Raw genomic sequence first — 13,349 nt, 5'->3', positions numbered from 1 at the left:
ATCACTTGCAGTATGGTCCGAACCGACGATGCGCACGCGCGAGGCCGCAACTGCGCGAGATCAAGATGCTGCCGGGCTGCGGACACTGGACGCAGCAGGAGCGGCCGGCCGAGGTGAACGCGGCGCTCGTCGAATTCTTGCGGAGCCTGCCGAACTGAGGACGGCCGCTATCCCAGCTTGTCGATGCGCTTTTGATGGCGACCGCCCTCGAACACCGTGCTCAGGAACGCTTCGACGCATTCCTTCGCCACCGCTTCGCCGATCATCCGTCCGCCGAGCGCCAGAACGTTCGCATCGTTGTGCTGGCGGCACAGCCGCGCGCACGTGACATCGTGCACAAGCGCGCATCGGATGTGCGCATGGCGGTTGGCGGCGATCGAAATACCGATGCCCGACCCGCAGATCAGAATGCCGCGCGCCGCCTTGCCGCCTTTGATGGCATTGGCGAGCTTATTGGCGAAATCGGGATAGTCGACGGACTCGGCGCGATCAGTGCCGAGGTCCAGCCAGGTCACATCGGGCAGCGCGACTTTCAGGGCTTCCTTGAGGGCGAAGCCCCCGTGATCACAGGCAATGGCGACCAAGCGCGTGCTCTCGTCGTTGTCGGCCATTCGCTGTCCCATGGAATTGGAGCGGGCGAAGGGAATCGAACCCTCGTATGCAGCTTGGGAAGCTGCCGTTCTACCATTGAACTACGCCCGCTTATGCGCGTGTCCCGCGCCCGTCCTGATTAGCCGAGACGGTGTCCGGCGCCAAGCGCTTTGGCGCGTCAGGCCGGACGGTTGTTAACGTCTCGGTAAGATTCCAGGTGCGCCGAATTGTGGCGGTGTTATGATCGCTGCCGGGTTGAGGAACGTACAGCGTGTGGGGCGTGCGCATGGTGGGGCGTGCTTACGCGATATTCGACACGGCCATCGGCCGTTGCGGCATCGTCTGGAGCAATTCCGGCGTGGTGGCCGTGCAATTGCCGGAGGCGCGGGAGATCGATACCCGCCGCCGGATTTTCCAGGTCCATCCCGAGGCGCGCGAGCAGGCGGTGCCGCTCAACACCGAGCTTGCGATCGAGGGCATCGTCACCTTGCTGCAAGGCAGCGAGCCCGACTTTTCCGACGTCAGCCTGGACGCCAGCGACGTTCCCGCCTTCAACCGGCGGGTCTATGAATACGCCTGCACCATTCCGCGCGGGGAGACGCGCACCTATCACCAGATCGCCAAGGCGCTGGGCGCGTCCGGCGCTGCGCATTCGGTGGCGCAGGCGATCTCCAAAAATCCCTACATGATCATCGTGCCTTGCCACCGGGTGATCGAGGCCGGCGGCTACGCCGACCGGATCTCGCCTTACGGCGGGGTGATTTCCAAGCGGCGGCTGCTGGCGCTCGAAGGCGCCCATCCGATCGCCAGCAAGACGCTGTTCGAGGTGCTGCTGCCCGTTGCCCCGCCGCGGTCCCCCACCTAGATAGGTGAAATGGATGCGACCAGGCTGCTGACGTCACAGGCGATAACGGTCTCCGAGTTTCGCTGCGATGCGGGACCAGGCGACGAGCCGTTTGCCGAATGCCGCCTGGGTCACTCCATCGCCTATGTCCGCTCGGGGAGCTTCGGCTGCCATTGCCGCGCCGGGTTCTTCGAGCTGGTGGCGGGCTCGCTGCTGGTCGGCGCGCCCGGCGACGAATACACCTGCACGCATGAGCACGTCAGCGGCGACGTCTGCCTGTCGTTCTTCTTCAGCGAGGATCTCGTCGATGCGCTGGGCGGGCGCCGCGAGCTCTGGCGCGTCGGCGCGACGCCGCCGCTCCCCGAACTGATGGTGCTCGGCGAGCTCGCGCAAGCGGCAGCAGATGGCAACAGCGACCTCGGCCTCGACGAGGTCGGCCAGATTTTTGCGAGCCGCTTTGTCGATGTGGTCTCGGGCAAGCCACGCAAGCCGGTCTCACCGACAGCGCGCGACCGCCGCCGCGCTGTCGAGGCCGCGCTGTGGATCGACGACAACTCGCATGCCGAGATCGACCTTGAACAGGCCGCACGCCTGGCGGATTTGAGCCCGTTCCATTTCCTGCGGCTGTTTTCCAACGCGCTCGGCGTCACCCCGCATCAATATCTGGTGCGCTCGCGGCTGCGGCACGCGGCGCGCCTGCTTGCTGACGACGACATCGCGGTGACCGACATCGCCTATGACGTCGGCTTCGGCGACCTCTCCAACTTCGTCCGTACCTTCCACCGCGCCGCCGGCGTGTCGCCAACCAAGTTCCGGCAGGCGTCAAAGGGGAAGCGCAAGATTCTCCAAGAGCGGCTTGCCCTCAACTGACTAGGGTCCTCTCCGGCGCGCGCCACCTCGCGGCGCGCTTTGCAATGGAGATGACCATGTATGACCATATCGGACTGCGCGTTGCCGACCTCGACGCCGCCACGCGTTTCTACACCGCGGCGCTGGCGCCGCTCGGTTACGTCCTGTGTTCGAACGGCGACGGCTATGCCGGCTTCGGGCCGAAGGACGCTCCGGCGCTCTGGCTGCATCTGAACAAGGGTCGCAAGGCCGACGGCGCGCATATTGCGTTTCGCGCCAAGGACCATGACGCGGTGAAGGCGTTTCACAGCGAGGGCCTGAAGAGCGGCGGCCATGACAATGGCGGCGCCGGGCCGCGCAAGGATTATAGCCCGACCTATTATGCGGCATTTTTGATCGATCCGGACGGCAACAATGTCGAGGCGGTTTGTGCGTGAGCTCTCTCCTCCGTCATTGCGAGGAGCGCAGCGACGAAGCAGTCCAGACTGTCTCCGCGGAGACATCTCTGGATTGCTTCGCTGCGCTCGCAATGACGGTGCTTGTGGCAACCACCCAATGAAATCAAGGACACTTCCTCCATGGCCTCTATCCACAACGATGTCTCCCTCTCCGCCCCGGCCCACGACGTCTGGGATGCAGTGCGCGATTTCGGCGCGCTGCATCAGCGGCTGGTGCCGGGCTTTGTCACCGCTTGCCAGCTCGACGGCGACGCCCGCATCGTCACCTTCGCCAACGGCTCGGTCGCACGCGAGGTGCTGGTCGATTGCGACGACGCGCGGCAGCGGCTGGTCTATGCGATCAACAGCGAGCGGCTGACGCACTACAGCGCCTCGGTGCAGGTGATCGCCGAGGGCGATGCGAAATGCCGCCTGGTCTGGATCATCGACATGCTGCCGAACGAGCTTGCAGCTTACGTTCAGGGGCAGACCAAGGAGGCTGTGGTCGCCATACACAAAGCGTTTCCGTAGCTCTTATTTGAGCATGATCTTTTCGGAAAACCGCTGCACACTTTTCCGGATCATGCTGCCGCTACGTGATCTTTCTCACAGAACGCCGCCCTCCTCCGCCGTAACCATGGCCGCGTGCGCCCGGTTGGCTTCGCTCTCCCGGCGAAGCCACGCACGCGAGGAGCATGCCATGAGAGGTGCGGACAAGGTGATCTGCCAGGCAGCCGCCGTGCTGCTGCTGTTTTCGGTCGCGAGCACGCCGGCGAAGGCGCAGTTCCTCGGCGGCGGCGGTGCCGGCGGCGAGGACATGATGACCCAGATGGCGCCGATGCTGGAGATGATGAAGGCGAAGATGGGCAAGCGCCGCTTCGCCATGATAATGCAGACCATGGGCCCGATGATGAGCCGCATGATGGAAAATGGCGGCGGCGGGCTCGGTGGCATGATGGGCGGTGGTGGAATGGGCGGCGGACTTGGCGGTGTCACCGGCGGCAATTTCGGCGGCGGCTACGGCGCGCCCAATTACGGCGGCTATGCGCCGATGGGCGGAGGCACCATGCCAATGGGAATCGGCGGCATGGGCGGCGGCGATATCATGCGCATGCTGGGCGGCGCCGGTGGCGGCGACATGATGGCGATGATCCCGCAATTGATGCGGCTCGCCAATGTCGGCGGCGGAGGCCATCGCCGCCATAAGCATCGCTAATCAGCGGCAACAGAAAGCACCGGGCGCACGGCCGGCTTCGTCTCACGCGGCCCCCAACGGGTCAGCACCACGCTGGAGCACGAGAGCAGGCCGAGCACGACCATCGAGCTCGCGGCGAGCCAGAAGAAGTTCTGCGCCGTCGCATCGTGCGTCGACAGCCACCAGCCGCAGGTCGCGATGTAGACCAGCCGCGCGGTCTGCGCCAGCACCGGGCCTATCACCTTGGCCGCACCTTGCGACGAGAAGTACATCGTCGAGGCGAGGCCGATGAAGGCGTAGAACGGCGCCACCGTTGACAGATATTGATGGCTGGTCGCGCGCACCGTGGCGCTGTCCGTAAAAATGTTGACCCAGAGGTCGGGGAACAGCGCAACGAGGCAGGCCGGCGCACCGACCGCGACGAAGGCACTCGCGCCTGCGATCCAGGCGATGCGCCGCGCACGCCCGATGCGACCGGCACCAACCGCCATGCCGATCATCGGCACCGACGCGATGCCGAACGAGAATGCGATCGAGGTCAGCAGGAATTCGAGCCGCGCGCCGATGCCATAGCCGGCGAGGATCGCGGTGCCGAATTTGGCCAGCATGTGGGTGAAGATCGAGATCGTCAGCACCGATTGCAACGGCGAGAAGCAGGCGATCGCGCCGACCTTCAGGATGTCGAAGAACATCGACCACTGAATGCGAAGCCCGCGCAATTTCGGCACGACACGGGCGCGGCCGGAGAACAGATACCAGCCCATCACGCAGATGTTCACGGAGTAGGCGATCAGCGAGCCGGCCGCGACACCGCGCATGCCGAACTGAGGCACCGGCCCGAGCCCCAGGCCCAGCGTGCCGCCAAGCACGACCTGCATGACCGCGGAATTCAGCATCAACAACGAGGGCAGCTTCATGTTGCCGGTGCCGCGCAGCACGCCCGCCATGGTGTTGAGCAGCCAGGGCAGCACCGCGCCGCCGAAAAACACCTGCGTGTAGGCGATCGCATGCGTCAGCACAGTGCCGCGGCCGCCCAGCATCGTGAGCACCTGAGGCCCGAAGATCAGCATGCCCAGCATGAACACGAGGCCGAAGGTGATGCCGATCAGGAGCGCATGCGCGGCCAGCGTTCCGGCGCGTTCGCGATCGCCGGCGCCGAGCGCACGTGCGATGGCCGACGCCACGGCACCGCCCATGGCGCCGCCCGACATGGTCATGGTCAGGATCACTGTCGGAAACACCAGCGCCATCGCGGCCAGCGCTTCCACGCCGAGACGCCCGATATAGGAGGTCTCCGCGATCACCACGCAGGTGCCGGCGGACAGCGCGACCACGTTCGGCCAGGCAAGTCCGAGCAGCGTGCGCAGGATCGGCCCGTCGGTCAGCGCGCTCCGCACGGGGCGCGGAGGCGGCGGCAGCGGACGTTCTTCCTCATCGACCGGGATCTCGGCGATGTCCGTCATGTCCTCTCCCGGGCATAAGCGCCATTTGCGGCGCAGCAATGCATAGATGTGCCAATCAATTTCCTCGCGCAGAAAGCGCGGTGCGGACGTGTTAGCACAGCGGCTACCGATTCCTCCTGCGCCAGCTGCAGGCGTGCCCTGCGGCAGCGCATTTCAAGTGGTGGAATTACCCGACCGTCCAGACCAGCGGCGGCCGGCCCCCCGCTGTCGGGCGCAAATGCACGCCGATATGCCGGCCGCATCCAGCAGCCAGCCCTTCGAAAAGCCCTTCAAGCACTTTTGCGCAGGCGCGATGATAATCGGCGACATCATCCATCAGCTTCCAGCTCTGCTGGCGGATTTCGAACGTGCCTTCGGATTGCGCGGTCTCGGCCGCGTCATCCTGCGCCGCGAACAGCGCGTTGAGGAAGGATGCGAACTCGCTCGCGCCACCAGTGTCGCCGACAGTGCGGCTGCGACCTCGTCGAAATATTGCATGCCGATCAGCTTGCCGGTGACGTGCAGGAGATAACCGGCATCTTCCGGCCCGAACAGCTGCACCATCACGGGCGCAGCCGTGCGGACATACTCCATCGCGTAGTTGCGATAGGCCCTTTCCAGCCGCGGCTTCGGCCAGCTCGACACCGGCAGAGCTGGTGCCGTCTTCGCGTCGAACAGCGGCGCTTCGAGGTGCCGCGCGAACACCAGGCGCTGGTCGAGCTCGAGCGGATGGTCGTATTGATGGTAGTAGCCTTCGAGACCATCCTGGCCGTCGACGCTCTGCTTGGTGCAGACGAAGCCGAGCCTGGTATCACCGAGCGCAACGCCGTTGTTGGCGTGCCAGCCGCGCAGCATCGCGCGCGAGACCTCGCCCGGCACGCCGCAGATTGCGGTGCCCTTCCAGATCCAGCGCGGCGGCGGATAGCGGATCCAGGCTTTGGTATCGCTCTCATACATGTATTCGACATGCACGCCGCCGATCCAGTTGGAGAGATAGTGATATTGCGCAGCCGCTACCGCCGGCGGCAGATGGCTGAGGCCGAGCTTTTGCAAGCCAGGCAGGAAGCGTTCCTGCTGCTGGCGACGGAACACGCGGAAGACGAATTCGGTGGCATCCGCCGTGCCGCGCCGCGTGACGACGGTGAGGATGAGGCCGGTGAAGCAAGCATGATAGAGATCGGCGACCGCATGCCAGCGTTTCCATTGGGATTCTTGCGCGGCGTCTGCTGCGGTCATCGTTTGCTCCCGGTTTGTTATTGTCGTTGGTGCCGCAACACTCTACCCCGTCGTCCCGGGCAAGCGAAGCGCGACCCGGGACCCATAACCACAGGGAGTAGTTTTGCGGGAAGCTCGCAACCACGAGCCTTCGCCAAACTACTCCCTGTGGTTATGGGTCCCTGCGCCCCGTGCGCAATTGCGCACTAGGCAGGGACGACAGCGGAGTGTGAGGCTGGCACTACACCCGAAAATGCTTGGAGAGCTTCAGGCCCTGCGCCTGGTAATTCGAGCCGATGCGCTGGCCGTACATGGCGTCGGGGCGTGACAGCATCTTCTCGTAGACGAGGCGGCCGACGATCTGGCCGTGCTCGAGGATGAAGGGCACTTCGCGCGAGCGCACTTCCAGCACGGCGCGCGATCCTTTGCCGCCCGCGCCGGCATAACCGAAGCCGGGATCGAAGAAACCGGCATAGTGCACGCGGAATTCGCCGACCAGCGGATCGAACGGCACCATCTCCGCGGCGTAATCGGGCGGCACCTGCACGGCTTCCTTGGAGGCGAGGATATAGAACTCGCCGGGATCGAGGATCAGGCTGCCGTCGGGACGCGCCGAAATCGGCTCCCAGAAATCTTCCACCGCGTAGCCGGAGCGACGATCGACATCGACCACGCCGGTGTGGCGCTTCGCGCGGTAGCCGACGAAGCCCGTACCCCTTTCGCCGGAGAGATCGACCGAGACGGCGACGCCGCCGGCGAGATCGGCATCATCGATGTCGACGAGACGCTCGGACGCATGCAACGCATCGAGCTCGTCGGCATTGAGGATGGCGTCACCGGTGCGGAAACGCACCTGTGACAGGCGCGAACCTTCGCTGACCAGCACCGGGAACGTCTTCGGGCTGATCTCGGCATAGAGCGGGCCGTGATAGCCGGCGCCGATCATGTCGAAACGACGCGTGCCGTCGGCGATCACGCGGGTGAAGACGTCGAGCCGGCCGGTCGAGCTTTTCGGATTGGCTGCCGCGACGATCTCCGGCGGCAGCGCCAGGCTCTCGAGCAGCGGCACGATGTAGACGCAGTTGGTCTCCAGCACCGCGCCGTCGGCGAGGCTGAACTCGTGCAGCTTCAACTGGTCGATGCGCTCGGCGACGGTGGCACCGGGGCCGGGCAGGAAGCTCGCGCGCACGCGGTAGGCGATGTCACCGAGGCGCAAATCGAGGCTCGCCGGCTGGATCTGGCTTTCGACGAAGTCGTAGGCAGGCAGGATGAGGCCCGCTTCCGCCATCGCCGCAATCATGCAGTCGGGCAGGATACCATTGGCGTCGGCGGCAACCGTGAACGTCAACCGGGGGTCCTCATCGGGGTCAAATACATCCGGACATGCGGGAAATACTAGCCTTTTACGGCTATCCGATGGACGCCTTGACGGAAAGGCCATTGCGGAATATGAGCATCACTTATCCCGTGGTGATTTGAGCCGGCCGGCTTGCAGCCACGTTAAATAAGTCGCTAAACAGGCCGGGGACCTCTGTGATCCCGGCCCGTGGAAGTTATCCAGGCCGGTTTTTTTGTGACCATTTTCGATGGTCAGCAGAGGAGATCCTATGTCGAAGTCCCCGGCGTCCACCACGCAATACCGTCCCGAAACCCGTCTGGTTCATTCCGGCACCCTGCGCTCGCAATATGGCGAGACGTCGGAGGCGCTGTTCCTGACCCAGGGCTATGTCTACAACAGCGCCGAGGAGTGCGAGGCGCGGTTCAAGGGCGAGGACCCCGGCTTCATCTATTCGCGCTACTCCAACCCGACGATTTCGATGTTCGAACGCCGCATGATCGAGCTCGAACGCGCTGAGGCCGCCCGCTCGGCCGCAACCGGCATGGCCGCGGTGACGACCGCGATCCTGGCGCCGCTAAAGGCCGGCGATCATGTCGTCGCATCTCGCGCGCTGTTCGGCTCGTGCCTCTACGTCATTCAGGATCTGTTGCCCCGCTACGGCATCGAGACCACGCTGGTCGACGGAGCCGATCTCGACCAGTGGCAGCGTGCGCTCAAGCCGAACACCAAGACGTTCTTCCTGGAGAGCCCGACCAATCCGACGCTCGACGTGCTCGACATTCCCGCGATTGCCGAGATCGCGCATAGCGGCGGCGCGCGGCTCGTCGTCGACAACGTGTTTGCGACGCCGATCTGGCAGAGCCCGCTCGCGCTCGGCGCGGATGTCGTGGTCTACTCCGCGACCAAGCATATCGACGGCCAGGGCCGCTGCCTCGGCGGTATTATCCTGTCCTCGGAAGCCTTCATCGCCGAGCACATTCACAATTTCATGCGCCAGACCGGCCCGTCGATCTCGCCGTTCAACGCCTGGGTGCTGCTCAAGGGCCTGGAGACGCTCGGCGTGCGCGTGCGCGCGCAGACGGAGACAGCGGCGCGCATCGCCGACGTGCTGGCGAGCCATCCGAAAATCTCGCGTCTGATCTATCCCGGCCGCGCCGATCATCCGCAGGCCGCGCTGGTGAAAAAGCAGATGCGCGGCGGCTCGACGCTGGTCGGCTTCGAGGTCAAGGGCGGCAAGCAGGGTGCGTTCCGCGTGCTCAACGAGCTCAAGCTTGCAAAAATCTCGAACAATCTTGGCGACGCCAAGAGCCTCGTCACGCATCCGGCGACGACGACGCATCAGCGGCTGAAGCCCGAGGATCGCGCCGCGCTCGGCATCAGCGAAGGCTTTATCCGCTTCTCGGCCGGGCTCGAGCATGCGGATGATCTGATCGAGGATCTGACGGCGGCGCTGGAGAAGGCGTGAGGCGAGCCAAGGGCTCGGTTTCGTAGGGTCGTAGGGCGGGTTAGCGAAGCGTAACCCGCCAACTTCGTTCCGCAATCGCTGATGCACGGCGGGTTACGCTCCGCTAACCCGCCCTACGCACCGACGCCTACATCGGCCGGTACGTCCGCACGTCCGCGGGCACGTTCACGCCCAGCTTGATCTGGCCGACGGAGCGGATGATGTCGTCGCCGAGCAGCTGGGCGAAGCAGGCATAGCCCCAATCGTTCATGTGCAGGCCATCGGCGATGACGAAGCTCTCGACCGGGAGCGCCTGCTTCTCGTGCCATTCGCGCATCACCTCGAAGCGCGGGAAGATGCCGACGTGACGGAGCTCGGCGACCTTGCCGAGCAGCTTCACCATCTTGCTTGCGCTTTCGGGACGCTCGGTGACGCGCGGTGAATATTGCGGGTCGACCAGCACGACGTCGGCATCGCCGGCGGCCTGGATGCGGGTGATGCCCTCCTCGACCATCTTGGCGGTGTCACCGGGATCGAGATTGCGCAGCACGGCATTGGTGCCGACCTGCCAGATCACGAGATCCGGATGCACGTCGATCACCTCCTTCTGGAGGCGCTTCATCATCTCGGGCGCGTCCTCGCCGCCGATTCCGGCATTGATGACGGTGATGTCGGCGGTCGGATATTGCCGGCGCAGCTGCGCGGCGAGACGGTTCGGATAGTTGAAGTCGGGCGAGCTTGCGCCATAGCCCGCCGTCGACGACGAGCCGAACGCGACGATCACGACGGGCTTGCCGGCGACGAGCTTGCCCGCGACATGCGGCAGCGAGCCCATCGTCTTCGAACTGCCCTTCGGCGACAAACAAGGCACGCGGCTGAAAATGTCGCCAGCGGATTTCGCGACCTGCTTCACCTTGTCGATGGCGCGCGAGGTGAGCCCGCGCTGCTCGGTGGGCGACGTCGCGGCGACAGTCGTCTGGGACGGTGATGCCGGTGCGGGATTAGCAGCCTGCTGCGGCGCGGGCGTCGCCTGGGCGGCTTGAGCGTGAGCAGGTGCCTGCATCGCAGGCATCAGCATCAGCAGCGCCGCCGCTGCGGACGCGGCCAGCCATGTCGACAGGCCAAAAGGGCGGAGAGAACTCATTAACGCTAGACCTCAATTTTGCTGCTGGGCCGGCCCCAGATGGGCAGCGTCGATCACAAACTGTGCCAACGCCCGGCCGATGCAGTCATGGACCTGTTTCGCCAGCTCAGGGCCCCGGGAGGGGCTGAACAGGTCGAACTGACCCTGGTCATTCCACTGCCGCATCATTGCGAAACGGTCGAACAGCGGGACATCATGCTCCTGCGCCACCACCCGCATATTATCGAGATAGGGCGGCGCCGAGATCATGGTTTCGGTACGCGGGCTGTACTGCAAATTCATCAAGACGACGTCAGCCCCTGCATTTTGCAACGCAGTGACCCCTTCGGTCACGGCGCCGCGGAAATCGTCGGGATCGATGGAGCGGATAGCATCCACGGTCCCGGTCTGCCAGATGACCAAAGTAGGTGTTTTTGCTTCCATCAGCTTAACGAAGGTTCCGGCGGCCTCCTCCGCGGTCTTCTTGCTCTGTATTTCTACGGAGACGTGCACGGTCTCCGCAGGCGGCAGCTTGTCCTTCAAAATGGCCTGCATGCGCGCGGGATAGGAGCTGTCCTCCGAGGACGGAATGGTGGTGGAGCGGCTGCCGATCACCAGGATCTCGAGCGACTTGCCGGCCTTGACGGTCTCGGCAACCTTGTGGAGCTGGCTTTCGGTGGTGAGCAGATAAGGCGGCAATTCGCAGGCTGCGGGCGCGGCAGGCACGGCTTCGCCCGCGCGCGCCGGAGGCGCGACGAGACCAGCGCACAGCAGGATCAGGCTCAGGAGAACCTTCGCCTTCATCAGCCCCCTCCCGCCAGATCGGCGTTGCCGGCGGCGGTTTTGGTTTTCGTACCGCTCTTGTCGGCTACCTGCTTGTACCACGAAATCACCCAGGCAACGCCCCACATGATCAGGATTCCGGAGAGACTAATCAGCGCATGCATGGCCGGTCCCCCGGCGACCTCTGCCAGGATGAAATGGCCGGCAAAGGCCAGGAAGACGCCGAGGCAGAAGATCTCCAGCGAGTGCTGGCCGCACAGGATCAGCGGCCGCAACCACGGCGATTTCAGGCCCGGCCACTCCCGCGGCAGGAAACGCACGGTGAGCGCGGCCAGCGCCAGGAAATGCGTGAAGCGCAGCACGTCGAGGTCGGTCTTGTCGATCGGATACATCCACTGCTCGAGTCGCTTCGGCATGAGATGGCCGAGCTGGGGCACGTACCAGGTCAGCGTCACGTAGAACGCCGCGACGAGATAAGCGATCGAGATCCACATTGCCACGGGCGACGCCAGAATACGTGACATGCGTCGCGCACCTCCGAGCGCGCACCATGCCCCGAACACGAACAGCAATTGCCAGGCGAGCGGATTGAACGCCCAGAAGCCGTTCGGATAGGCGGAGAAATAGAGGTCGAATTCCCAGGTTGCCACATAGAGCAAAGCCGAGAGCGCGAGCGTCACGTCGGGCCGCCATTTCATCGACCACAGGATCAACGGCAGCGCCAGCATCAAGACGATATACAGCGGCAGCACGTCCATGTTGACGGGACGGAAGCGCAACAGTAGCGCCTGCACGATGGTCACGTCGGGCTGCTTGAGGAAATCCATGATGCCCATCTCTTCGGTGTAGAGCGGGTTCTCGAAGCTGGTCGCAACGTAGGATATCTCGGCGAGGAAGATCGTGAACAGGAAGACGTGGGCGACATAGATCTGCCAGACCCGGCGCAGGATGCGCGCGGTGGCGATGACGAAGCCGCCTTCCAGCATGGCGCGGCCATAGACGAAGGCGGCGGTATAGCCGGAGATGAAGATGAAGATCTCGGTGGCGTCGCTGAAGCCGTAATTGCGGATCGTGAACCAGGTCAGCAGATTCGGCGGCAGATGGTCGATGAAGATCAGCCACAGTGCGAGGCCCCGGAACAGGTCGAGCCTGAGTTCGCGCTCGCCGATGGCGGGCAGCGTGATCGCCGGCGCGCGCGGCCTCGCTGCCACGGGTTTGGCATCCGCAGGCTTGACGTCCGCAGGTTTGGCACCCGCGGTTCCCGCGATCGTCGATCCCGTCACTTGATCGGCAATGGTCATCGGGGCCCAAAAACCCTTCCGCAAATCGCGACGTTCAAAGGAGTGTACCGGTCCAGTCGCCGCCTCGCAAAGCGGCCGGATCACATACGGGTGTATTCTTTGGGGGTGTACTTCCCTGTCAATTCTGGCGGGACGATGTCGCGAAAGCCGCCTGCGGCGTTTGGTTCCCGGCCGGGTTTTCGTTATGATGGCAATCATGTACCGCGCCGTGACCCGCCAGATCGAAGTGACCGTCGAGCCGAACTTTGTTCCGGAGCAGTCGTCGGCCGACCGTTCGCGCTATTTCTGGTCCTACACCATCGTCATCACCAATTCCGGCGACGAGACCGTGCAGCTCAAGACGCGGCACTGGATCATCACCGACGCCTCCGGCCGGCAGCAGGAGGTCAAGGGCGAAGGCGTGGTCGGCGAGCAGCCGACGCTCGCCCCCGGCGAGCGCTTCGAATACACCTCCGGCGTGCCCCTCTCGACCGCCTCCGGCTTCATGACCGGCCGCTACCAGATGGTCAGCGCAAGCGGCGAACGTTTCGAGATCGACGTGCCGACGTTTTCGCTGGACAGCCCGGACAACAAGCGGGTGTTGAATTAGGGGCTGATGAGAGTGCTGTAGGGTGGATTAGTCTTACTGCGTCATGGGCGTCGACGTCCGTTGGATGCTGCGCCGACGCCACAGCAGGGACATCGCGGCAGGGTTTTGATGAGCGCGCGGATCAATCGGGCGCGCATGGTTGCTATAGAGTTCGGGATGTGGCGCTCAGGCCGCGCGGGTGGAGCCTCTGGGTCGAT

At 64.4% G+C, this 13,349-nt stretch carries 13 protein-coding genes, 1 tRNA gene, 2 pseudogenes and 1 riboswitch; of the genes and pseudogenes, 8 read left to right on the top strand and 8 right to left on the bottom strand.

Annotated elements, in window-relative coordinates; all coding sequences use genetic code 11:
* Positions 1-44: 44 nt before the first annotated feature.
* Positions 45-158, top strand: a pseudogene (locus tag FXB40_RS23510) (alpha/beta fold hydrolase); the annotation flags it as partial.
* Between the two features lie 9 nt (positions 159-167).
* On the opposite strand, the gene rpiB reads toward FXB40_RS23510, so the two are convergent.
* Positions 168-611, bottom strand: coding sequence for a ribose 5-phosphate isomerase B (gene rpiB, locus FXB40_RS23505; protein ID WP_148774585.1), 444 nt, complete (start codon positions 609-611; stop codon positions 168-170).
* A gap of 17 nt (positions 612-628) precedes the next feature.
* Positions 629-702 (bottom strand) — tRNA-Gly (locus FXB40_RS23500).
* Between the two features lie 175 nt (positions 703-877).
* Between FXB40_RS23500 and FXB40_RS23495 the strand changes: the two genes are divergently transcribed.
* The 5 genes from FXB40_RS23495 (at position 878) to FXB40_RS23475 (ending at position 3,937) form a co-directional block, all read left to right on the top strand.
* Positions 878-1,456, top strand: coding sequence for a methylated-DNA--[protein]-cysteine S-methyltransferase (locus tag FXB40_RS23495; protein ID WP_148774584.1), 579 nt, complete (start codon positions 878-880; stop codon positions 1,454-1,456).
* Between the two features lie 9 nt (positions 1,457-1,465).
* Positions 1,466-2,305 (top strand): helix-turn-helix transcriptional regulator, encoded by an 840-nt coding sequence (locus FXB40_RS23490; protein ID WP_148774583.1) that lies wholly within the window; start codon positions 1,466-1,468, stop codon positions 2,303-2,305.
* A 56-nt stretch (positions 2,306-2,361) separates the two neighbouring features.
* A complete protein-coding gene (locus tag FXB40_RS23485; RefSeq protein ID WP_187437086.1) occupies positions 2,362-2,721 on the top strand; it encodes a VOC family protein in 360 nt (119 codons plus the stop codon).
* A gap of 141 nt (positions 2,722-2,862) precedes the next feature.
* Entirely contained in the window at positions 2,863-3,252 is a 390-nt protein-coding gene (locus tag FXB40_RS23480; protein WP_148774581.1) for an SRPBCC family protein, read from the top strand.
* A 169-nt stretch (positions 3,253-3,421) separates the two neighbouring features.
* Positions 3,422-3,937 (top strand): hypothetical protein, encoded by a 516-nt coding sequence (locus tag FXB40_RS23475; protein ID WP_187437085.1) that lies wholly within the window; start codon positions 3,422-3,424, stop codon positions 3,935-3,937.
* Here FXB40_RS23475 and FXB40_RS23470 read toward each other — a convergent pair.
* From FXB40_RS23470 to FXB40_RS23460, 3 genes and pseudogenes are all read right to left on the bottom strand, one after another.
* The gene (locus tag FXB40_RS23470) at positions 3,934-5,379 is read right to left on the bottom strand and encodes an MATE family efflux transporter (protein ID WP_148774579.1); all 1,446 of its coding nucleotides are present in this window, start codon (positions 5,377-5,379) and stop codon (positions 3,934-3,936) included. The genes FXB40_RS23475 and FXB40_RS23470 overlap by 4 nt on opposite strands.
* A gap of 166 nt (positions 5,380-5,545) precedes the next feature.
* Positions 5,546-6,594: pseudogene (locus FXB40_RS23465) on the bottom strand (hypothetical protein).
* 220 nt (positions 6,595-6,814) lie between these two features.
* The gene (locus FXB40_RS23460; RefSeq protein WP_148774578.1) at positions 6,815-7,921 is read right to left on the bottom strand and encodes a 2'-deoxycytidine 5'-triphosphate deaminase; all 1,107 of its coding nucleotides are present in this window, start codon (positions 7,919-7,921) and stop codon (positions 6,815-6,817) included.
* A gap of 109 nt (positions 7,922-8,030) precedes the next feature.
* Positions 8,031-8,110: riboswitch (SAM riboswitch) on the top strand.
* Positions 8,111-8,180: 70 nt separating this feature from the next.
* Between FXB40_RS23460 and FXB40_RS23455 the strand changes: the two genes are divergently transcribed.
* The gene (locus tag FXB40_RS23455) at positions 8,181-9,377 is read left to right on the top strand and encodes an O-succinylhomoserine sulfhydrylase (RefSeq protein ID WP_148774577.1); all 1,197 of its coding nucleotides are present in this window, start codon (positions 8,181-8,183) and stop codon (positions 9,375-9,377) included.
* A gap of 127 nt (positions 9,378-9,504) precedes the next feature.
* Here the strand turns inward: FXB40_RS23455 and FXB40_RS23450 are convergent, their stop codons facing one another.
* The 3 genes from FXB40_RS23450 to FXB40_RS23440 are packed head-to-tail and all read right to left on the bottom strand — an operon-like array spanning position 9,505 to position 12,563.
* Positions 9,505-10,500, bottom strand: coding sequence for an SGNH/GDSL hydrolase family protein (locus FXB40_RS23450; protein ID WP_148774576.1), 996 nt, complete (start codon positions 10,498-10,500; stop codon positions 9,505-9,507).
* Positions 10,501-10,512: 12 nt separating this feature from the next.
* Positions 10,513-11,283 (bottom strand): SGNH/GDSL hydrolase family protein, encoded by a 771-nt coding sequence (locus FXB40_RS23445; protein WP_148774575.1) that lies wholly within the window; start codon positions 11,281-11,283, stop codon positions 10,513-10,515.
* Positions 11,283-12,563, bottom strand: coding sequence for an OpgC domain-containing protein (locus FXB40_RS23440; RefSeq protein WP_148774574.1), 1,281 nt, complete (start codon positions 12,561-12,563; stop codon positions 11,283-11,285). The genes FXB40_RS23445 and FXB40_RS23440 overlap by 1 nt, the downstream gene beginning before the upstream one ends.
* Before the next feature lie 196 nt (positions 12,564-12,759).
* On the opposite strand from FXB40_RS23440, the gene apaG reads away from it, so the two are divergent.
* The gene (apaG, locus tag FXB40_RS23435; protein WP_187437084.1) at positions 12,760-13,152 is read left to right on the top strand and encodes a Co2+/Mg2+ efflux protein ApaG; all 393 of its coding nucleotides are present in this window, start codon (positions 12,760-12,762) and stop codon (positions 13,150-13,152) included.
* Positions 13,153-13,349 lie beyond the last annotated feature (197 nt).

This window comes from Bradyrhizobium rifense, assembly GCF_008123425.1.
In the GTDB taxonomy this organism is placed as follows: domain Bacteria; phylum Pseudomonadota; class Alphaproteobacteria; order Rhizobiales; family Xanthobacteraceae; genus Bradyrhizobium; species Bradyrhizobium rifense.
Note: the sequence above shows the minus strand (reverse complement) of the source record. Positions and strands in the feature narration are given on the sequence as shown.

Coding starts and splice junctions, on each gene's coding strand:
- FXB40_RS23445 (WP_148774575.1), bottom strand. CDS start 11,283: ATGAAGGCGAAGGTTCTCCTGAGCCTGATCCTGCTGTGCGCTGGTCTC.
- FXB40_RS23440 (WP_148774574.1), bottom strand. CDS start 12,563: ATGACCATTGCCGATCAAGTGACGGGATCGACGATCGCGGGAACCGCG.
- FXB40_RS23485 (WP_187437086.1), top strand. CDS start 2,362: ATGTATGACCATATCGGACTGCGCGTTGCCGACCTCGACGCCGCCACG.
- apaG (WP_187437084.1), top strand. CDS start 12,760: ATGTACCGCGCCGTGACCCGCCAGATCGAAGTGACCGTCGAGCCGAAC.
- FXB40_RS23495 (WP_148774584.1), top strand. CDS start 878: ATGGTGGGGCGTGCTTACGCGATATTCGACACGGCCATCGGCCGTTGC.
- rpiB (WP_148774585.1), bottom strand. CDS start 611: ATGGCCGACAACGACGAGAGCACGCGCTTGGTCGCCATTGCCTGTGAT.
- FXB40_RS23450 (WP_148774576.1), bottom strand. CDS start 10,500: ATGAGTTCTCTCCGCCCTTTTGGCCTGTCGACATGGCTGGCCGCGTCC.
- FXB40_RS23470 (WP_148774579.1), bottom strand. CDS start 5,379: ATGACGGACATCGCCGAGATCCCGGTCGATGAGGAAGAACGTCCGCTG.
- FXB40_RS23490 (WP_148774583.1), top strand. CDS start 1,466: ATGGATGCGACCAGGCTGCTGACGTCACAGGCGATAACGGTCTCCGAG.
- FXB40_RS23475 (WP_187437085.1), top strand. CDS start 3,422: ATGAGAGGTGCGGACAAGGTGATCTGCCAGGCAGCCGCCGTGCTGCTG.
- FXB40_RS23480 (WP_148774581.1), top strand. CDS start 2,863: ATGGCCTCTATCCACAACGATGTCTCCCTCTCCGCCCCGGCCCACGAC.
- FXB40_RS23455 (WP_148774577.1), top strand. CDS start 8,181: ATGTCGAAGTCCCCGGCGTCCACCACGCAATACCGTCCCGAAACCCGT.